This window comes from Lysinibacillus sp. NPDC056185 (assembly GCF_047737915.1).
GTDB lineage: Bacteria > Bacillota > Bacilli > Bacillales_A > Planococcaceae > Lysinibacillus.
Genome location: NZ_JBLLLQ010000009.1, coordinates 114,103 through 133,663, shown reverse-complemented (window position 1 = coordinate 133,663; position 19,561 = coordinate 114,103). Strand labels below are relative to the sequence as shown.

Genomic DNA, 19,561 nt, shown 5'->3' with positions numbered 1-19,561 from the left:
CCTTACCTGATTTCTGCTTTTCTAAATGTCATGAATGTTAAATATATAATTACTACTATAAAGATGACACAAATGGAAACGGCCGAAAATATATCACCTTTACTCATGCTTAAATTAATCGTAAGATACTCCGCTGAATATGGTGTGAAGGATAATACTTTATCTATAATCACAAATGAATCCTGAAAACTAGCGACCTGCCCAAAAAACATGGACATCATGTAATAGGCAGCTACTACAAGCACCGATTTTCTTAAGGCAAACGCCAGTAAAATACAAGTCGTTAACTGTGCAAGATAAACCATTGTCATGGTGATCATTATTGTAACGTATTCGCCAAAGCTACCACTAGTAGTCAAAGTTAGAATGCTTAAAAAACCGGCCGCTTTCCCGCCCATACTAAACGTGCTGTCCATTGATAAACCAATTATTGTCACGATGATATACGGGCTTACAAGAACAATAAGTAATATCCAGAAAACTATCGCCTTACTTATGACAATTTGGATTCTTGCAAAGCCGCTTATAATTGGATGATGGATATTTTTTGTATCAAAATCTGAACAAATAAGTATAGTGGCAAGTACTGCGCCTACTATTGACATCGTATTCATATCAGATAATAAAAAACCAACGTTACTGATACTTTCATTTATTGAGTTATTGCCAATACCATAAGCAATACTACACATTGCGATTGCAGAACATGTTGTAAGAGCCAGTAAGACCCAAAATATTTTGGATTTAGTTGTTTTATAGAGGTAAGCACGTACTAAATTAAACATGGTGCTCACCTCCAATTAACGAAAGGAAGTAGTTCTCTAATGTATCTCCTTGTAGACTAAATTCCGTAAGTGTTACCCCATTTTCAAATAAGGCGGTTGATACGTCCCCAAGATCTTCTAAGAAATCATACAGTTTAATCGTTTTATTTGGCATAACTTGGAAATTTTGTGTTTTAAGAATTGTTTCTAATACATGTGCACATTGTTCGGGAGCTGTACAACCAATGCGAATATAATGTCTACATTCTTCGTCGAGCTGTTGTTGCGTCATTTGTTTCATAATTTTCCCTTTATGAATAATGATGTAATCAGTTGTTGTTTGATAAAGTTCTGGTAAATTATGACTCGAAATTAAAATCGTCATCTGTCGCTCTTCGCAAAGACGTGTTAAAAGCTGACGAATTTCAACAACACCTATAGGATCTAACCCATTCACTGGCTCATCTAAAATCAATAGCTCTGGGTTAGTTAATAACGCAATAGCAATGCCCAAACGTTGTTTCATGCCTAGTGAAAAATGCTTAGCTTTCTTATTGTTTGTGCTCGTCAATCCAACCAATTGCAGTATTTCATCCTCTAGCTCCTCATTCGGAATCCCGCGCATTAAACGATGATATTTAAGGTTACCTTTTGCAGTCATATCAGGGCTAATCGCTGGTTGTTCAATCATGCTGGCAATACGTTTTCGTTGCTGCTGTATTTCTTTGTCAGATGATTTTCCAAATAACTCAAATGAACCTTCTGTTTGAAAACTAATTCCTGAAATAATCTTCATTAAGGTTGATTTACCCGCACCATTTTCACCAATAAGCCCATATATACGCCCTTCTTTTAATTCGATCGATACGTCGTGAAGTACTGAATGCTTTTTATATGTTTTCGTTAATTGATTCGTTTTTAATATGGTTTCTCCCATATTAAGCACCTCCCTTTCATATTCATAGATTACTCATGAAAGGTATAGATAAAGTAAAGATGGCGTATAGATTACGGATAATTTATGGACGTAAGCGATAACCAAGCCCTCGAAGCGTCTCGATATAATCCGCTTGTGGATTTTTTGTCTTTAATTTATGTCGAAGATTACTAATATGGATTTTAATAATATGTTCATCCCCTAAATATTCTTCCTGCCAAATGGATTCATATAAATTTGCTTTCGTGAATACTTTCTCTTGGTTTGTCATAAATAATTCGAGCAATAAATATTCCTTTGCAGTTAGCAAGACCTCTTCACCACTCACTGTAACTCGCTTAGCGACATCATCCAGCACTATATCCTTGTATTGCAGCTGCTTCATTGGTGTAGCTTGTTTTTTAACACGACGTAATATCGATTCAATACGGGCAAGAACCTCACCAAGGTCAAAAGGTTTCGTAATATAATCGTCCGCTCCTAAACGAAGCAAATCAATTTTTGTAGACACTAAATCTTTCGCTGAAATCATAACAACAGGTACATCCGAAATAGCGCGAATTTCTTTTAATAATTCATCACCACTTTTATAGGGAAGCATAATATCGAGAAGCACAATATCAAACTCATTTTGCAGAAATGCTCGGTGACCTTCTATGCCATCCATCACACTTGTTACCTGATAATCTGCTTGCTCAAACAATTCGGTTAACATCGCATTTACATCTTCATGATCCTCAACCATTAAAATTCTCAATACAATCACACCTTTGTTAAAATATTCCTATTGATATTATATAAAACTTTATATCGTTCAACATTAAATTTTTAATAGCTATCACCATAACGTGGGTTGATTTCCGTTCGACTGGGTGCTTTGTAGCTGCCGCTTTGCTTTCGCTACAGAAAACATTTGTTGCTGACGCTTCGCTTTCGCTACAGAAAACATTTGTTGCTGCCGCTTTGCTTTCGCTACAGAAAACATTTGTTGCTGCCGCTTCGCTTTCGCTACAGAAAACATTTGTTGCTGCCGCTTCGCTTTCGCTACAGAAAACATTTGTTGCTGCCGCTTGCTTTCGCTACAGAAAACATTTGTTGCTGCCGCTTCGCTTTCGCTACAGAGCAAAGCTTCCTGGGGGCGCCCAGTCTCCACTCCAATCAACTTACATGGCATAGGTTTTACTAACGACTTCTCTACTTTTGATATGAACCATTAATAAAGTTATAAGATCGCTAAGAAATTGTTGAAATAGTTGACTATAATTTTATAAATAATCCCTCGTCTGAAATAAACATAATAGCTCTTCTGGAATTTTTACTGAATCCTTATAAAAAAGATATACAGGAACACTTGGCAAAGCTAATTCATCGAAGGGAACGATATTGAACCGACCTTCCATCCGCTCTCTTCTCACAATCATCCGTGGCAAAAATGACATGCCTAGTCCATCTTTTATTAAGCGTTTTACCACATAGGATTGGGATATGGACACTTGCTTGGTCACTACATATTTTTCCTGTAGTTTATGTAATAAATCCTCCCAAATAGTTGGATGATGGTGTGTAAATAAAGTGTAGGTTTGAAATAATTCCTCATAATCAATATAAGCTCCTGTCTCATCATCGAAAGCATCCAGGGGAATAACCAATTCTAAGGGACTCTCTACAAGAAGCTCTTGGTGCCAATGGCGGTAACGTGTTGGCAATAAGGAAATACCAATATGCGCCTTATCACTATTTATTAAATCCTCAATTTTTGCTGAATCCTCTACTAGAATCGATATTTCAATGGCAGGATTTTCATTGATAAACTGATAGATAACATGAGGCAATATCGTTTCCACCATTAAAGGGGTCATTGCAATCACTAGTTTTTCTTCAATACCCTTTGTTGCTAACTGAAAACGTTCAATACTTTTTTCCCATTGATGAATGATTTGCTGAGCTTCTATTAGAAAAAGCTGTCCTGCCTCCGTCAATTGCACACGATTTTTTTCACGTTTAAATAATTTAACATTCAAAAAATGTTCTAGCTGATGAATATGAACTGTAATACTTGGCTGCGATAAATGAAGTTCTTCTGCGGCTACTCGAAAATTACAAGATTTAGCGGCTACTACAAACGACTGTATCCATTTATAATCCAAATTCTCACCTCTTTCATTAATGTTGTTAATCAACTTCATTAACTATATTTAATTTACTAAATTATCCAACAATAATAAACTAAAAATAGAATCGATTACTTTTACACAAAGGGGAGAATCGTATGTTAGCTAAATTAAGTAAGCAATTTCGTACTTTTGCAAAAAATGAATGTGAAAATTCAAGTCCACTGTATGAATATTTAGCGAATAAAATTGCCGATGATGACGAACTCTTAAAAGTTGCTGCATTTATACCCCAAGGACAACCTGTACCAAATTTATTATTAGCTGGCGTTCAATATTTGCTGCCATCATCAAATGATGAATTAGTTAATTTTTATCCTTCCTTAACGACAACACCCAAAGCAATAAATAAAGTGTACCCTGTTTTTAAAGCATTCGTCTTGTCCCATTCAGAAGAATTGAAGACTTTATTTCAAGAAAAACTTGTTCAGACTAATGAAATTCGCCGTTGTTCTTACCTTTACCCAATGATAACAGAAATTTATGAATGCCATCAAAAACCACTAGCCTTCATAGAAATCGGGGCAAGTGCAGGACTTCAACTTGGAATGGATCAATACAATTACTGCTATAATCAACAGCTTCATATAAACAATTCAAATAGTGCTTTCGTCTTGTCCTCAGAAAATCGGGGAGAACCGCTTCCAGCTTCCATTTCAAATGCGCCAGTTGTTTGTAAGCGAGTTGGTATTGATTTAAATCCTATTGATATTCATAACGAGGAAGAGCTTCGTTGGTTACAGGCATTAATTTGGCCAGAGCATCAAGAACGTAGACTTTTATTAAATCAAGCACTTTCTATTTTAAAAGAACTCGATTTAGAGCTGATAAAAGGAGATGCTATTAAACTTATAAAAGAGATTAGTAGAGATATAAATCAAGATGCGCTATTAGTTGTTTATCATACGCATGTGGCCAATCAAATCCCAATGGAATTACGCCTTGAACTAATTGAACAATTAAAAGAGATCAGCATGGAGCGACCTCTCTACCATTGTTATAACAATTTATTTGATATGCAACTGCATCAAGATTTTATTGATCAAGGAGAAATAGAATCTATACGCATACTGGAACGCCCTGATGGTCATGCTCGGTGGTTTAAGTGGGCCTAGCAATCAAAAATTTATTTAAATGTCACGCAATAACCTGACGAGAACTTGCATCGGTAGATACTTATTTCAATTGCATTACAGTAAAATAAGCACCATTAAGGATTATTTTCCCCAAAAACTCCAATATATTTTATCGATGACTTTACTATACTTCTAAAAAATAAAAGCTGAATTTCCCTATACATTGTGGAAATCAGCTTTTATATTAATTCAACCATCTCATTTCACTGCGAAACAATCTGCTCCATTTAATTTATTAGATTTTTTATAACCTCATTTGTAATATTGGGTACTATTTTCATCGAATAATCGAGTTCAACACGTTCGTAACGGTTATGAGCATCATAACCGTATGGCCCTATATTAATAGTAGGAATATTTAGCTCTCTTATCGCATCGTAATCTACGAAATGTTTCGAACCCCAACTTGGATTATTGTCCATAACGGTCTCAATCCCTTTTTCATCATCATTAATAGACACACAACTCATATCACATACATAAGGAAAATAATTTTTGGCTGTTATCGGATATTGATAAAATGGTTGTACGTTTTTAATTGCCTGATCTAATGCATGAATTAAATTTGCCTCTTTGTCGTTTGAATCATTTAAATCTATTCGAGGCGAATACATTGAGGAATAGAAAAGAATCATAGCAGGGCTCTTGTCTTTCATCCATTTCCATTCCTCTTCTACTACTTTAGCTGAAAACATCCGTACATCTAATGACTCATCTAATAATAAATTTTCTTTAAATTTCTGCATATATTCCGAAAATTCTGAACCGTACTCAGCGACTAATTGCTGTTGCATCTCTTCATACAAAATGACTCTCGCTTTCCAAGGCAATTCAACATACGGACTGTTACTTAGCTCACAGTAGATTTTATGTCGTTGTTTCAATTTTAATATTGCTTGATCAAATGCAATCCTCGCTTGTTCTTTTAGCAAGGATAATACTTGCCTTGGAGTCCACGATTGTATGAAGAAGTTGTAATACACATAAGTAGATAATGCTGTCTGAATGGTATAAGTTGGTTTAAAATCCGTTTGTTTTAATGACACGGGTGGCATCGGTGCTTCACCTTTTGATAGATCGCAAAAAATAGGATTATAACTTATATGGGAAGTTAATTCAGCAGCCAAATAATTCGGGTCTAACCCTTCAAAGCTTGACCCCGCATGTGTCTCTGCACCTATAATTAAAAAAGAAGGTAGCAATTTTCCGACAGAACCCTTATAAATATAGCGATTGGGATCTCCTACATAACGTGGCGCTACAAAATCTGAATTGATAAGAGCAACATAGTCAAAGCCCTGTTCATGTTTTAATCTCTTTAAGTCATGTAAACCTGATAAGACACCCTTCGAACCATCTTCCTCATCACATTCTGCGAAAAACACAAGGTTACCATTGAGCTCTTCAGGGTGTTCAGCATAATACTTCAACAGATAAAAATGACTAGCAACACCACTCTTCATGTCTAGTACACCTCGACCAAAATGCCAGTTATCAGAATGTACATGTTCCATCACTAAATCAGGTAACTGTTCACATTTCAATGCCTCTTTTAATGCATTGGGTGAGCAGGCTTTACTTTTTAAATGATGATAATCTTCAATATCCACTGTATCAATATGCCCCATTAATATAACGGTTTTATTGGATTTATCTTTGGTCCCTTTAACAAAAGCAAAGACATTGTATCGTTCAATCTCATCATTTCGTGTTTGTGAGATGAAAGTTTGACTAGGATTATTTTTGAAGTATGCTATGTTTCGAATCTCGTTGTACAATTTATTGGCAATTTCAATTTCACCCCGAGTGTTTACTACACTCTCCACCTGCACTAAGTTATTTGTTACCTCTAAGACTGTCTCATAGCTTTTTAACACATCCGCAACCTTCTTTCTGAATTATCAGTAATTTATACATACATCTCTATCAACCCATCATAAAACTTGTTGTAAAAACTTAGCTGTTCTTTCGTTTTTAGGATTAGTAAAAATTTCCGCCGGCAAACCATCTTCAATAATTTCACCTTCAGATAACATGATTACACGATCAGCAACCTCTTTAGCAAAATTCATCTCATGAGTGACAACAACCATAGTCATCCCTTCTTTCGCTAATTTTTTCATCGTTTCTAAAACTTCTCCTACGAGTTCAGGATCGAGTGCTGAAGTTGGCTCATCAAAAAGCATGATTTTGGGCTCCATAGCTAAAGCACGAGCAATTGCTACCCTTTGTTTTTGACCTCCTGATAATTGATCTGGATAATAATCCACTTTATCCGCTAACCCTACCATTTGAAGTAATGCTAGTCCTCGCTCAATCGCCACTTCTTTTTTGATTTTCTTCACTTGTATAGGAGCCTCAATAATATTTTGAATAACCGATAGATGAGGAAATAGATTAAAGTGTTGAAAAACCATCCCCATATCTCGCCTTATCAAATTCAAGTTATCCTTTTCCGCATCAATCAACTTTCCATCAATGGCAATTGTACCAGCATCTTTCACCTCCAAAAAGTTCATACATCTAAGCAATGTACTTTTTCCCGATCCACTGGCACCAATTAATACAACAACTTGTGATGATTGAATGTCCAACGTAATATTCTTTAAGACTTGTAAATCACCAAATGACTTTTGTAAATTCTTTATTTTAATCATCTTATCATCTCTTTCCTACATCTAATTTTCTTTCTACCCTTTTGAAAATAAGAGTAAATATCAAAACAAGAATCAGATAATAGATGCCCACTACGAAATATGTTTCAAGTGGCATATAGTTGGCGGCTTGAGCCGATAATGCATGATTATACAATTCTGAAACAGCTATATAGGCGACTAAAGAAGAGTCCTTCAAACCTATGATAAATTGGTTACATAAAGAGGGTATAGAACGCTTAAATGCCTGCGGTAAAATAATTCTCCTCATAAGTAACATATATGGCATTCCTAACGAGCGAGAAGCTTCCACTTGTCCTCGATCAATGGATTGAATGGCACCTCTAAAGATTTCTGCGATATATGCGCCAGAATGAATTCCTAACGCCAATGCACCAGCTGTAAAATCTGAAAGGACAAATATACTGGATATCCCATAATATAAGAACATTAATTGAACAATTAAAGGCATTCCACGAATAATAAAAATATAAACATCTGCGATTTTTTCGAGAATCTTCAGATTTGAGACTTTAAAGAAAGCAAATAATAAACCAATTATTGTCGCAATAATTAAGGACACACATGTTAATTCAATCGTAATCCACGCAGCTTTTAAAAATTCAATCCCATGCTTTTCAAATATATAGAGTATTTTCTCTAGAAATTCCATAACATCACTCCAACACGTTAAAATATAGTGAAAGTCATTTTTCTAGTAAATTAGCATTAAACCATTTCATACTAATTTTTTCGTAAGTTCCATCTTCAACCATATCAGCAATAGCTTGATTAATCGCTTCTAGGAGTTTTTCATTTCCTTTATTCACCGCAATTGCGATTTCTTCTCGTTTGATTACATCATCTACAGCTTTTATCTTTAATCCTGTCTCATTCATAATGGACAAACCAACAAGACGATCTGTTATCACTGCATCTAGACGACCAGTTGGGATATCCTGTAATGCATAAATATCACTAGAAAAAAGTTTAATGGATGATGTATATTGTTTTGCATTCTCTTCATAAGTGCTCGCTTGCATTACACCAATTGTTTTATCTTTTAATTCATCTTTTACTTGAATAGTAGTGTTATCTTCCCCCACAAAAATTTGGGCACCTGAAATATAATATGGATTCGAAAAATCTACTTGTTTCGCACGCTCCTCTGTTGCTGTCATACTCCCGATAATGGCATCGTACTTTTTGCCCTTTAATCCTTGAATAATCGTTTCCCATGGGTTGGTTACAGGATTGGCTTCAAGACCTATACGCTTAGCAATTTCTTCACCTATTTCAACATCAAAACCAACTAATTTATTATTCTCTTTATAATTTAATGGTTTTAACAATCCACTCATGGCAAATGTTAATTTTCCGTCGTTCACCAATTGCATCTCTTCATTGTCCGATTTTTGTCCGCATCCTAGAAGTGTTAACACTATAATAAAAATGGCTACTGCATATTCAGATTTCAATAAGTTAATTTTCATCCTTACGCCTCCATCTAACTTATAGTTTTTCTTTTCACATAACCTACTTATCATGCTGTTCGGTGAAACGGAAAATCATGTAGTAAAGCGTTTTCATCAGGATCATCTTTGTTTCGAAAAAAACAAAAACCGAGCTCCCCTGAACAAAAAACATTTGTCGGCTTTGTATTACCATACTTATGCCAATTCTCCACCATCTATCGAAATATTTTGACCGGTAATATAAGCTGCTTGATCTGAAGCTAAGAATGCATATAGAGCTGCAATTTCTTCTGGCAATGCATGTCGCTTTAACGGAATACCGGCATTTACTTGCTCTAACATTTCTGGAGTATACTCAGCCTTTTGCATTGGCGTTAAGACATATCCTGGGCAAATTGTGTTGACACGAATCGTCGGAGCCAACTCTAGTGCCATTGTCTTAGCCAATAGATTGACTCCCGCTTTTGAAGCGTTGTAATCAGCATAATAGGGGTGACCTGTTATCCCATTAGTTGAAGCTGTCATCAAGATGACACCAGCTTTTTGTTGTATCATTAATTTAGCAGCTGCTTGACTTGTATAGAACACGCCAGTAAGATTAATATCTATCACTTTGTTCCACTGCTCTGGTGAAATATCTAGAAAATTCGCACGAACGCTAATGCCAGCATTCGCAATAAATATATCTACTCCCTCCATCTTTTCTACGATTTTATTAAATATCTCATTCACTTGTTCAGCATTGCTAACATCTACAGAAAAACCTGCGAAAATACCTGGGTTTTCTGATAGCGTAGTTTGAATGGCTTCCTTATTTATATCTAGAATTATTACCTTCGCTCCTTCAGCAACAAACCGTTTTGCTGTAGCTAACCCAATACCACTTGCTGCTCCAGTGATTACTACTCTTTTACTTGCTAAACTATCGAAAAATGCATCTTTATTCATCAACTGCCTCCTATATAGCTTTAGTTTTATAACTAAAAAGATAATTTATTGAAGGGCATTGACATCTTGCGTCTTTTTTTGATAAACACGCCACGAAAGACACCATTTATCTGGGTTATCCAAGTAATCTTGTTCATCTAGCTGATGGATGGTGCTATTATATGGGGCATTCTTAACAATTTCCGGTGATTCATATGCTTCTCTGGATATTTGCTCAAGAGCCGCAATATATTCATCCAAATCTGTCTTGGAGTAAGACTCTGTCGGCTCCAGTGTGAATGGCTGCGGGATGATATAAGGATGATGGCTTGTCCAATAATGTAAGCCAAAATCGGTCATTCTTCGTTGGACGTCTTCTGTCGTTATACCTGTCTCTTGTGTCAACTGCTCCCAACTATACCGTACTTGCTCTAAACGTTGCCCTTTTACATAAGGCGCACTTGCTCCACGAATTTTCTGAACACGGCTATATAGATAGTTACTATTTAACACAGCAGTCTGTGCCACAGCTTTTAAACCAGACGGCCCTAAGGACCTAATCCAAGCATACGATCGCAGAATAGTTTGTGCTACGCCATGAAATGCCCTTACCTTGCCAATAGAATGTGTCAAAGTATCATTTAAATAATAACCCTCTTTATTTTTCTCAACGATTGGACCAGGTAAGTATTCTTTTAACTCTCTCGTAACACCTAATGCTCCTGTCGCTGGTCCACCACACATATGTGGTGCTGCAAATGTTTTATGCAAATTGAAAAAGCACATATCAAATCCAGCTTCTTTCGCCCTTGTTATGCCTAATAAGCCATTTGCATTGGCCTGATCGTAATAACAAATACCTCCTGCTTCATGGACAAGTTTTGTAAATTCTTTAATCTTAGGATTATAAATCCCTGTATCTTCTGGATTAGCTACAACAAAACCTGCAGTCCGTTCAGAAAGTACTTCCTTTAATTTATCAATATCCGGGAAGCCATCTTTGTCAGGATACAAGGTAATGATTTTATATCCTTTTACTGCAGCTGTAGCAGCTTGCGATGGATGTGAAAAAATCGTTGTAATAATTTCATCACGTTGATCCCCTTCTCCTCGTGCTTCATGATATTTCTGTACGATAGATGCCATCGCAAATAAGGCTTGCGTTCCTCCACTTGGCTGAAATGAAAAAAAGTCTAACCCTGATATTTCTCGCATAGCTAAATCTAAATTATGAATAATTTCAAGCATTCCTTGCACGGTACTGATATCCTGTAATGGATGTAACCCCATTATTTTATGATTTCGAATTAATAGCTCATTTATTTTAGGAATGTATTTCATCGTACATGTGCCTTGGCCAATTTCTACATTGAAATCTGAGCCTAGTGTTTCCTGTGATAATCTAACATAATGGCGTAACACACGAACTTGCGCTATTTCGGGAAGATTCACCTTATCAACACGCAACATGTTGTGAGGAAGAGTAGAAAGGCCATTACCAACTGCCTTTACAACCTCTTCGGAAGCTAAAGGAATCTCTACCCCTCTTTCACCAGCTTGATGTAATTCAAATATAATGGGTTCATTCCATTTCGCTTGATGAAAATCTACTTTCGACTCTAATCTTTTTATTTTTTTCACAGTTATCTTCTCTCCTCTCACTTATTGTTGCTCTACAATTTCCTTAATTGTGGCTACTAAATAATCTAAATCTTCTTTTGTATGAATTTCAGTTACGCAATATAATGCACTTTGTCCGTACTCTGGGAATTCCTCTGATAAATCCTTCCCACCGAAGATGTTTCTTGTTAATAATTCTTTATTAATTTGTGCTACTGTTAAGCCTGTATCATTAAAATCAACAATAAATTCTTTAAAGAATGGAGAAACAATACGCGATCCATTTACTCCCTCAATCTGATTTAACTGTTTCACTGCATATTGACTATTTTGCATAATTGTTTGTCCTACTTCATACATCCCTTCAGGTCCTAACAAAGAAAGATATACACCAGCAGTAATGCCCCATAATGCCGTCTGTGTACCGACTGATTCTTTTCCTTTTTCTCGTAAAGCAAAGGATGTCCGTTCATACGCTACATCACCAAATCCATACTCTCCTTCTTTTTTTGTAGGGACAATCCCAAATAATCTTGAAGGATATTCATTAATAAAAATTTCCTTATCTTGTGTAGCAATGAACCCTGCTTGACCGCCACTATAATTCATATGCATGCCTAGGGGCTGTAAATCCCCACATACAATATCAGCACCATAGTGACTTGGCGGTGCTAAAACACCTAACGAAATGGGATCTACCCCAACGACAATTAATACACCGAGTTCTTTAGCCAATTTAAAAATTTCTTGTCCTTGTGTTTCTATAAATCCTAAATAAGATGGATTTTCGAAATAAATGGCAGCCACTTCATCGGATAATTTACTTTTTAAATCTTCCAAATCTAATAACCCCGTATTAATATCAAACGCCACCCCACTAAACGACAATTGAGGAGTACCATAATTTGTTATAATTTTCCTTCTTTCTGGTGATACAGTATTCGAAAGTAATACTTTATTTCTTTTGGTAATACGGCTTGCCATTCGAATAGCCGTCGAAGCAGCTTGGCCCCAATCAAATGTTGGCACACTTACAACATCCATATCTACTAACTCAGCCATCAAACTTTGATATTCAAAAAGAGCTTGAAAGCGACCATGATCTTCATAGGGCTCGCCTGCATATGCTGTCAAAAACTCAGACCGTTGATTTACTTCATCACACACTGCAGGTACAAAATGTTGCGAACATCCAGCTCCCAAGAAATTTAAGTATTCAGTTGAACTTATATTCTTATTTAATAAACCTTCAATATGACGTCGTAACTCGTATTCTGTTAATGCCTTTGGAATATTCAAATCATCTTGATACCGAAGTTCTTTAGGAATACATTCAAATAGATTTTCTATCGAATTTACACCGATTTCTTCTAACATTTTTTGTTTTACTTCTGATACCATATTTGGGATATATGGATGGACTTTTTTAGTCATTCAATAACCTCCTAAAATTTTTATTTATGCTAATCCTCCGCCATCTACGGTCAACGTTGTTCCTGTTACCCAACTAGACAATTCACTCGCAAGGAATAATACACCATTGGCAATATCAGTTGGTGTACCAAGTCGCGCGAGGGGACGATTAATGGCTGAATCCTTCAAAAATGCACGTTCTTCTAGATTTAATTGCTCTGCTTCGCCTCTTAAAAGAGGTGTATCGGTGTCGCCTGGGCATATGCAATTCACACGAATATTTTGATGTCCATGATCAATAGCCATTGCCTTCGTTAAATTCACTACTCCAGCTTTTGCTGCACAGTAGGAGGCAGCCTTTTCTCCACCTTTTAGTCCCCAACCTGAGCCAGTATTGATAATACTGCCACCACTTTCACTCATCAGCGGAATCACATATTTAGATAGTAAAAAAGCGCCTTTCAATGACACATTTATAACTGCATCCCATTCACTTTCAGTTAATTCCACAACCGTTTTACGCCGAATGATGCCTGCATTGTTAAATAACACATCCACATTTTGAAATTGCTCTTTGATATAATTTGCTACCGTCTCGCAATCTCTTGCATTTGTTACATCACATTTAACAAACCAAGCTTGATATCCTTCCATTTGCAATTTGGATGCAGCAACATTCCCTTTTTCTTCATCAATATCTAGTAACACTACCTTCGCTCCGACTTCAGCTAAGCGTTTTGCTGATGCCAAGCCTATTCCAGATGCTCCCCCTGTTATAACTGCAACCTTGTCATGTAAATTAAAATAGTGATTAATCATGCCATTCCCCTTTCTGTTTGTTACTAACTATATAAGCAAAAACCATGCCAAATTCTTTCTTCAGCTATTTCTAGGCTTCCTTTATATTTATAGGTCCAACAATTGTCATCCTCGTCAAAACATTGACATTTTTGAATATTCAGACTTAAAATGTTTTTTAATACGTATAGGGGGGATTATTTTTGACATTCTATAACACTATTTCAAAAATAATTGAAACTTTTTCTCAATTATTAATGATTGACATTGCTTTTTTTAGTTCAGAAGGAGAACTTCTCGTAGCTACAACTGCTTATAAAGAAAAAAAAGGCATAAAGGTACACCTTCCATACTTTCAAAAATATAAAGCTGACTCATTTATTGATGTTAAAAAGCCTGGACATATGAGTATGTGTAAAGGTTGCCATTTTCAAAATAACTGTCCTTCGAAAGTTGAAATATTAAAAAATCTTATTCAAGATGAAAATCACTACGGTTATCTTAATTTTGTAAGTTTTACGTCTGATGGGGAAACACAATTACTTAGTCAACAAAGTACCTATCAATACTGGTTAACTAAATTAGGAGATATACTGATTGATTTACAAAAAAGCTTTGGGCATTATCAACCACTAAAAAAACGCACGCTTAAAGCTATCTCTTATATACTTGGAGATAATTTCTCTCACATTCACACGACATTAAAAAATATTAGAAATAGTGCTTCGTCAATTTTCATAACTGGAGAAACAGGAACAGGCAAAAGTCTATTGGCAAAATACATTCACGAGCATAGTTTGGTGCAAAAAGGAGAATTTATTGAAATTAACTGTGCGAGTATTCCAGAGTCATTGTTTGAAAGTGAATTATTTGGCTATGAAGAAGGGTCATTTACTGGTGCACGTAAAAAAGGGAAACTAGGTTATTTCGAATTAGCCGATAAAGGGACATTGTTTTTAGATGAAATTACCGAGTTGCCTATTCATCTCCAAGCTAAACTATTAATGACATTGCAAGATGGCATTATAAGACGAGTCGGTAGTACAAACTTAAAAAAAGTAAATATTAGAATAATCGCAGCTACCAATCGTCCATTAGAGGAATTAGTGAAAAAGGGGGAATTTCGTGCGGATTTATATTATCGTTTAAATGTTATTCCTCTTTCCCTACCTCCATTAAGGAACCGAAAAGAAGATTTGCACGATTTAGTGAACACTTTAATGGCCAAGCTTCAAAATCGTACTGGTAAATTTATTCGAAGTTATAGCCCTACCTACTTTGAACTGCTTCAAAGTTATCATTGGCCCGGGAATATAAGAGAGTTAGAAAATGTTATTGAATACAGCATGATTATGGAGAACTCGATGGAGCTTTCAATTGCTAGCTTGCCACCTTATATTTTAGAAAGCACTCAACATAAGCCTCAACAAAATCCTGCTAATTCACTGAAACAAGCAGAGAAGGAACTGATCCTTCAAAAGTTAAATGAATATGGCTCTGATCGTGCTGGCAAGCAAAAAGTAGCAGATGATTTAGGTATAAGTGTTCGTTCATTGTATAGAAAGATTCAAACCTTCGCTTAACAGTCGCCTAATTTGGGTTACTTCAATAAAAAACTAGTATTGTACTTTGTATTATTAAATCACTAGGAATACCCCTCACCTACTAATCTACAATAAATGTAAGTGAGGGGTTCCAATAATTGATGCGGATTTGACATCATGCGCTGAATCAAACAGCGAACACCAAGCAAATCAGTATCCACATCTCTTGTATTTATACATATATTAGGGATTGCTACATAGTCACGCTTTTATTTCGCGGTATATTTTTTAATCACAGGTAGAATATCGTTCCCTATAATTTCGATATTTTTCATTAATTTATCGAATGGCACACCACCAAAGTCAATTTGTGCCATAAATCGCTGCATGCCATAGAGCTCGTATTGGTACAGTAATTTTTCAATAATTTGTTCCTTACTGCCGACCATTAAGGCGTCTCTTGTATCTGGTGCTTGTTCAAATTGTTGCTTTGGATAACCCGCGCCACGAATTGCTTGGAATCCACCATTTAAATGGGGATACATCCCTTCTAGTGCCTCTTGAGTCGTATCAGCAACATAGAATAGGCTCGTTGTAGCAATCGGTAACTCTTTCGGATCAAAGCCACTTCTCTCTGCTGCTTCTCTGTAGGCATCTACAGATGGCTTAAAGTTAGCTGCGGGGCCACCTAATGTCGTTAGCATCATCGGAATGCCCAGATAGCCTGCTTTAATAGCACTAGCGGGTGGTCCACCAACAGCTCGCCAAATTGGCAACGACCCATTTTTAGGTTGTGGCAAAATTTGCGCATTGTGAAGTGGTGCACGGAATTGCCCTTCCCAAGTGACCAATTCGTTGTCATTTATTTTTTTCAGTAACTCTAATTTTTCTTCAAAAATTTCTTCGTAATCCTTTAAATCAACGCCTAGTAATTGATATGCTCCAACACGAGAGCCACGCCCAGCAACTATTTCTGCACGTCCATCTGAAATTAAATCAATCGTCGCAAAATCTTCGTATATCCGTACTGGATCAGAGACGCTCAGTACCGTCGCGGAGCTTGCTAATTTGATTTTTGATGTAGCTTGTGCGATTGCTCCTAAAACAACCGTGTGTGCCTGTGTAGTAAAGTACGATTGATGACTTTCACCAACAGCAAAAACATCAATACCTGCTTGTTCAGCTAGCTGACTAGCTTCAATTAACTCTTGGATTCGTTGCTGAGCCGAAATACGTTCACCAGTTAATGGATTTGGAATGTGATCCCCTAATGAATACAAGCCAAATTCAATGCCTTTTGATTGATCAATGCGATATTTTTCCATGATTATAATCTCTCCTTAATCTAGTGGCTCTAAAATAGCTTCGATTTCTGCACGTCTTTCTTCTAAAAATGGTGGGAGATCAAGTTCTTTACCAAGATCCTCTACTGCCGAATCAACTGTAAACCCTGGGCCATCTGTTGCCATTTCAAATAAAATTCCATTACGATCTCTAAAATAAAGACTTTGGAAATAATAACGATCCACAATGCCAGTACTATCAAAGCCTTGCTCTTTAATTTTGATATCCCACTGTTGCAATTCCTCCACTGTTCCGACACGTAGTGCAAGATGATGAATACTACCACGACCAGGTTTCTCACTTGGCCCTTCTAATTCTTTAACGACGATTTCTCCAAGTACTTCACCGGGAATGGATTGCAATACTGCTTCTTTTTCACTTTCTTCAACAGCTGTGTAGTTAAATAGCTCTTTTAATACGTTAACTGTCCGTTGCAAGTAACGAACTGTCATTTCAACTGTCCCCATCCCTAAAATACGATGTTCGGCAGGGATATCAGAGCCGACCCATGGTTGCCAATGAGCTGGTGTTTCATGACCATGATTGTTTAAAAGCACCATTCTTAACCCTTCATGATCCTCAAAAAATAAAGCATCTTTCCCTGCATATGTTGTTATTTCACTATGTTCAACCTCTAACTGTTGAAAACGATTTTTCCAATATTGCAGACTGTCATAGTTTGGCACTAGTAGTCCAATACGTGTAATGGCATTTGTTCCGCGAACTGTTCGTCCTGCTACAGGCATTTCAAAAAATGTTAATTCTGTACCCGGTGCTCCTGTTAAGTCTCCATAAAATAAGTGATACATGGAAGGCGAATCTTGGTTAACTGATTTCTTTACACGACGTAAGCCGAGAATTTTTGTGTAAAAATCATTATTACGTTTGCCGTTTTTTGTTAGCATTGATATATGATGATGTCCACTTAATTTGTTCATGAATGTTTCCTCCTCGTTTTCACTTGACTAAGCAAGTGATGGTGTAAAAAAATCACGCTGGTGGTAATTTTTTATCGCGACTATGCTTCTCTATTTTCGACATTAGTGTATTTAAAGTTTTCATTTCTTCTTCTGTTAATACTTCTTCAAAAAATGAAGATTGAAATTGTAGCTGACTTGGAGTTGCCGCATCAATCATCTGCTCGCCTTTAGCTGTTAGTGAGATTGTTTTAGTCTTCCAATTTTGCTTGCGTTCAATAAGTCCCTCTTTTTCAAGACGAGCAAGCATCCGAGACATACCACCTTGCGTTACTATCACTTTCTCTGCTAATTGGGATTGCGTTATCGGTGCATATGTCTTTATTTGAATAAGGACATCAAATTGTGCAGTCGTTAAGTCAAAGCGCTTTAGAAACTCATTGGATAGCTGGTTACTTTGATTTGTAAAGCGCATCATCCGAATCCAGGTCAGTGATCCGAGCGTGTGTTTTCGCATCGCTTCCTCCTCCTCTCATTCATCACTTTACAACGCAAGAGATAAATAAGCAAGAAAAATATCTCGAATTCGAGATGTTTTCCAGTGTGAAGCTCACACTATATAATGCCATGGGTCGTAATTGGATATAAGTTTCCTTTAAAGGCAAACGAAATTCTCCCTGTTTCTTCAGACACTATCAAGACAAGCGCATCACTTACTTCACTTAACCCTAATGCTGCTCGATGTCTTGTGCCTAATTTCTTTTCCCCCGTATATATCTCTGATAGTGGCAGTACATTTGCTGCTGACTTAATTTGATTTTGGCTTATTAAAACTGCGCCATCATGAAGTGGATTTCCAGGAAAAAAAATAGATTCTAATAAGGAATGCGTTACTTCTGCTCCAATATGAATACCTGGCTGTATAATCGATGTCACAGAATCCTTCCGTTCAATCACAATTAGTCCACCGTGTCTTCTTTTAGACATATTTTGTACGCAATGCGAAAGCTCAGGATATTTTTCAGTAAACGGGGAAAGATAGCAATTTAAATAAAATGTTGCAGCTTTCATTTCAATCGTTACAAATTTCTCTTTAATTTTTTCAAAATTCCCAAGAAGACAGTTTGCATCCGTATCCATTGCTTCTACACTTTGCTGTAATGAATGAATGACCTGCAGAAGCTCTTCCTTTAATGTTTGTTTCATTGGTGAAAAATCACAATTTGTTGGATCCACAAAAAACACCCCGCTTTTCAAATTTTTTATGAAACAACTCATATTTATTTTTAGTTTCTCTAGATGGAATTATTTTATTCGCTTTGGGTTTCATTCAGTCTACTTTCTCAATAAATTATTTCTGAAAATGTAATTTAATGAAACGAGTAATCTTACAAACACAAAAAAACACGTGTATCCATTAGATTAACTAAAGAATACATGTGTTGTCATTTAGTTTACATTTGTCCAGTACGGATTTTTTTGACGATTTTGAATGTTGTGTAGGCAGCAGCTGGTGCAAGCACTACAATAAAAATAAGCCAAACCGTTAAGTTGTCCGTCGCTTTTAATGTGTCATAATTTGAGATAACAAACATAATTAGTCCAAATAGTAATAAATAGCTCAGCACATTGGGAAAAATAACGATTAAACGCAATAATGCTGGTGGCATCTTTTGCTGATTCATATAAACCACTCCCCTTTAATCAATTATACAAAAATTAACTATTAACCGCATTATAATTCTTCTATATTCCAAATTTCCGTTCTACAACTATTACTACTTTGTATTTGATTTCTTATAACTTGAAAGGTAGAGACGATTTGTTGCTATCCTACTAACAGAGCAGTTTACAATGCAGT

20 protein-coding genes are annotated in these 19,561 nt (G+C 36.2%); 2 read left to right on the top strand and 18 right to left on the bottom strand.

Annotated elements, in window-relative coordinates:
* Positions 1–2: 2 nt before the first annotated feature.
* The 5 genes from ACMZ42_RS11645 to ACMZ42_RS11625 all read right to left on the bottom strand — a co-directional run bounded on the left by ACMZ42_RS11645 (position 3) and on the right by ACMZ42_RS11625 (position 3,848).
* Positions 3–785 (bottom strand): ABC transporter permease, encoded by a 783-nt coding sequence (locus ACMZ42_RS11645; RefSeq protein WP_415731569.1) that lies wholly within the window; start codon positions 783–785, stop codon positions 3–5.
* On the bottom strand, positions 778–1,701 hold the full coding sequence (locus ACMZ42_RS11640) for an ABC transporter ATP-binding protein (RefSeq protein WP_415731568.1): 924 nt from the start codon (positions 1,699–1,701) through the stop codon (positions 778–780). Before ACMZ42_RS11640 ends, ACMZ42_RS11645 begins: the two co-directional genes overlap by 8 nt.
* Before the next feature lie 82 nt (positions 1,702–1,783).
* On the bottom strand, positions 1,784–2,458 hold the full coding sequence (locus tag ACMZ42_RS11635; protein ID WP_415731567.1) for a response regulator transcription factor: 675 nt from the start codon (positions 2,456–2,458) through the stop codon (positions 1,784–1,786).
* Between the two features lie 81 nt (positions 2,459–2,539).
* Positions 2,540–2,827 carry a hypothetical protein gene (locus tag ACMZ42_RS11630; protein ID WP_415731566.1) on the bottom strand — a complete coding sequence of 96 codons (288 nt, stop codon included), beginning with the start codon at positions 2,825–2,827 and terminating at the stop codon, positions 2,540–2,542.
* 139 nt (positions 2,828–2,966) lie between these two features.
* Positions 2,967–3,848, bottom strand: coding sequence for a LysR family transcriptional regulator (locus ACMZ42_RS11625; protein ID WP_415731565.1), 882 nt, complete (start codon positions 3,846–3,848; stop codon positions 2,967–2,969).
* Between the two features lie 122 nt (positions 3,849–3,970).
* Between ACMZ42_RS11625 and ACMZ42_RS11620 the strand changes: the two genes are divergently transcribed.
* On the top strand, positions 3,971–4,987 hold the full coding sequence (locus tag ACMZ42_RS11620) for a DUF2332 domain-containing protein (RefSeq protein ID WP_415731564.1): 1,017 nt from the start codon (positions 3,971–3,973) through the stop codon (positions 4,985–4,987).
* A gap of 248 nt (positions 4,988–5,235) precedes the next feature.
* On the opposite strand, the gene ACMZ42_RS11615 is transcribed toward ACMZ42_RS11620, so the two are convergent.
* From ACMZ42_RS11615 to ACMZ42_RS11580, 8 genes are all read right to left on the bottom strand, one after another.
* Positions 5,236–6,885, bottom strand: a complete 1,650-nt coding sequence (locus tag ACMZ42_RS11615; protein WP_415731563.1) for a M20/M25/M40 family metallo-hydrolase — start codon at positions 6,883–6,885, stop codon at positions 5,236–5,238.
* A gap of 57 nt (positions 6,886–6,942) precedes the next feature.
* Positions 6,943–7,665: an amino acid ABC transporter ATP-binding protein gene (locus ACMZ42_RS11610; protein ID WP_415731562.1), complete on the bottom strand. Its 723-nt coding sequence runs from the start codon at positions 7,663–7,665 to the stop codon at positions 6,943–6,945.
* Positions 7,666–7,669: 4 nt separating this feature from the next.
* Entirely contained in the window at positions 7,670–8,335 is a 666-nt protein-coding gene (locus ACMZ42_RS11605; RefSeq protein ID WP_415731561.1) for an amino acid ABC transporter permease, read from the bottom strand.
* Positions 8,336–8,369: 34 nt separating this feature from the next.
* Positions 8,370–9,155: an ABC transporter substrate-binding protein gene (locus ACMZ42_RS11600; protein WP_415731560.1), complete on the bottom strand. Its 786-nt coding sequence runs from the start codon at positions 9,153–9,155 to the stop codon at positions 8,370–8,372.
* 177 nt (positions 9,156–9,332) lie between these two features.
* The gene (locus tag ACMZ42_RS11595; protein WP_415731559.1) at positions 9,333–10,085 is read right to left on the bottom strand and encodes an SDR family NAD(P)-dependent oxidoreductase; all 753 of its coding nucleotides are present in this window, start codon (positions 10,083–10,085) and stop codon (positions 9,333–9,335) included.
* A gap of 45 nt (positions 10,086–10,130) precedes the next feature.
* Positions 10,131–11,705 (bottom strand): aminomethyl-transferring glycine dehydrogenase subunit GcvPB, encoded by a 1,575-nt coding sequence (gcvPB, locus tag ACMZ42_RS11590; protein WP_415731558.1) that lies wholly within the window; start codon positions 11,703–11,705, stop codon positions 10,131–10,133.
* Between the two features lie 21 nt (positions 11,706–11,726).
* Complete coding sequence (gcvPA, locus tag ACMZ42_RS11585) at positions 11,727–13,118, bottom strand: aminomethyl-transferring glycine dehydrogenase subunit GcvPA (protein ID WP_415731557.1); 1,392 nt, start codon at positions 13,116–13,118, stop codon at positions 11,727–11,729.
* 24 nt (positions 13,119–13,142) lie between these two features.
* On the bottom strand, positions 13,143–13,916 hold the full coding sequence (locus ACMZ42_RS11580) for an SDR family NAD(P)-dependent oxidoreductase (RefSeq protein WP_415731556.1): 774 nt from the start codon (positions 13,914–13,916) through the stop codon (positions 13,143–13,145).
* A gap of 182 nt (positions 13,917–14,098) precedes the next feature.
* Between ACMZ42_RS11580 and ACMZ42_RS11575 the strand changes: the two genes are divergently transcribed.
* The gene (locus tag ACMZ42_RS11575) at positions 14,099–15,478 is read left to right on the top strand and encodes a sigma-54 interaction domain-containing protein (protein ID WP_415731555.1); all 1,380 of its coding nucleotides are present in this window, start codon (positions 14,099–14,101) and stop codon (positions 15,476–15,478) included.
* Positions 15,479–15,708: 230 nt separating this feature from the next.
* Here ACMZ42_RS11575 and ACMZ42_RS11570 read toward each other — a convergent pair whose 3' ends face one another.
* From ACMZ42_RS11570 to ACMZ42_RS11550, 5 genes are all read right to left on the bottom strand, one after another.
* On the bottom strand, positions 15,709–16,764 hold the full coding sequence (locus tag ACMZ42_RS11570) for an LLM class flavin-dependent oxidoreductase (RefSeq protein ID WP_415731554.1): 1,056 nt from the start codon (positions 16,762–16,764) through the stop codon (positions 15,709–15,711).
* A 15-nt stretch (positions 16,765–16,779) separates the two neighbouring features.
* Entirely contained in the window at positions 16,780–17,721 is a 942-nt protein-coding gene (locus ACMZ42_RS11565; protein ID WP_415731553.1) for a ring-cleaving dioxygenase, read from the bottom strand.
* Between the two features lie 52 nt (positions 17,722–17,773).
* The gene (locus ACMZ42_RS11560; RefSeq protein WP_402875177.1) at positions 17,774–18,217 is read right to left on the bottom strand and encodes a MarR family winged helix-turn-helix transcriptional regulator; all 444 of its coding nucleotides are present in this window, start codon (positions 18,215–18,217) and stop codon (positions 17,774–17,776) included.
* 98 nt (positions 18,218–18,315) lie between these two features.
* A complete protein-coding gene (cdaS, locus tag ACMZ42_RS11555; protein WP_402875174.1) occupies positions 18,316–18,936 on the bottom strand; it encodes a sporulation-specific diadenylate cyclase CdaS in 621 nt (206 codons plus the stop codon).
* Positions 18,937–19,154: 218 nt separating this feature from the next.
* Positions 19,155–19,385 (bottom strand): acyl-phosphate glycerol 3-phosphate acyltransferase, encoded by a 231-nt coding sequence (locus ACMZ42_RS11550; protein WP_402875171.1) that lies wholly within the window; start codon positions 19,383–19,385, stop codon positions 19,155–19,157.
* Between the last annotated feature and the right edge of the window lie 176 nt (positions 19,386–19,561).

Coding starts and splice junctions, on each gene's coding strand:
- ACMZ42_RS11645 (WP_415731569.1), bottom strand. CDS start 785: ATGTTTAATTTAGTACGTGCTTACCTCTATAAAACAACTAAATCCAAA.
- ACMZ42_RS11610 (WP_415731562.1), bottom strand. CDS start 7,665: ATGATTAAAATAAAGAATTTACAAAAGTCATTTGGTGATTTACAAGTC.
- ACMZ42_RS11600 (WP_415731560.1), bottom strand. CDS start 9,155: ATGAAAATTAACTTATTGAAATCTGAATATGCAGTAGCCATTTTTATT.
- gcvPA (WP_415731557.1), bottom strand. CDS start 13,118: ATGACTAAAAAAGTCCATCCATATATCCCAAATATGGTATCAGAAGTA.
- ACMZ42_RS11595 (WP_415731559.1), bottom strand. CDS start 10,085: ATGAATAAAGATGCATTTTTCGATAGTTTAGCAAGTAAAAGAGTAGTA.
- ACMZ42_RS11640 (WP_415731568.1), bottom strand. CDS start 1,701: ATGGGAGAAACCATATTAAAAACGAATCAATTAACGAAAACATATAAA.
- ACMZ42_RS11550 (WP_402875171.1), bottom strand. CDS start 19,385: ATGAATCAGCAAAAGATGCCACCAGCATTATTGCGTTTAATCGTTATT.
- ACMZ42_RS11605 (WP_415731561.1), bottom strand. CDS start 8,335: ATGGAATTTCTAGAGAAAATACTCTATATATTTGAAAAGCATGGGATT.
- ACMZ42_RS11570 (WP_415731554.1), bottom strand. CDS start 16,764: ATGGAAAAATATCGCATTGATCAATCAAAAGGCATTGAATTTGGCTTG.
- ACMZ42_RS11620 (WP_415731564.1), top strand. CDS start 3,971: ATGTTAGCTAAATTAAGTAAGCAATTTCGTACTTTTGCAAAAAATGAA.
- ACMZ42_RS11560 (WP_402875177.1), bottom strand. CDS start 18,217: ATGCGAAAACACACGCTCGGATCACTGACCTGGATTCGGATGATGCGC.
- ACMZ42_RS11580 (WP_415731556.1), bottom strand. CDS start 13,916: ATGATTAATCACTATTTTAATTTACATGACAAGGTTGCAGTTATAACA.
- ACMZ42_RS11565 (WP_415731553.1), bottom strand. CDS start 17,721: ATGAACAAATTAAGTGGACATCATCATATATCAATGCTAACAAAAAAC.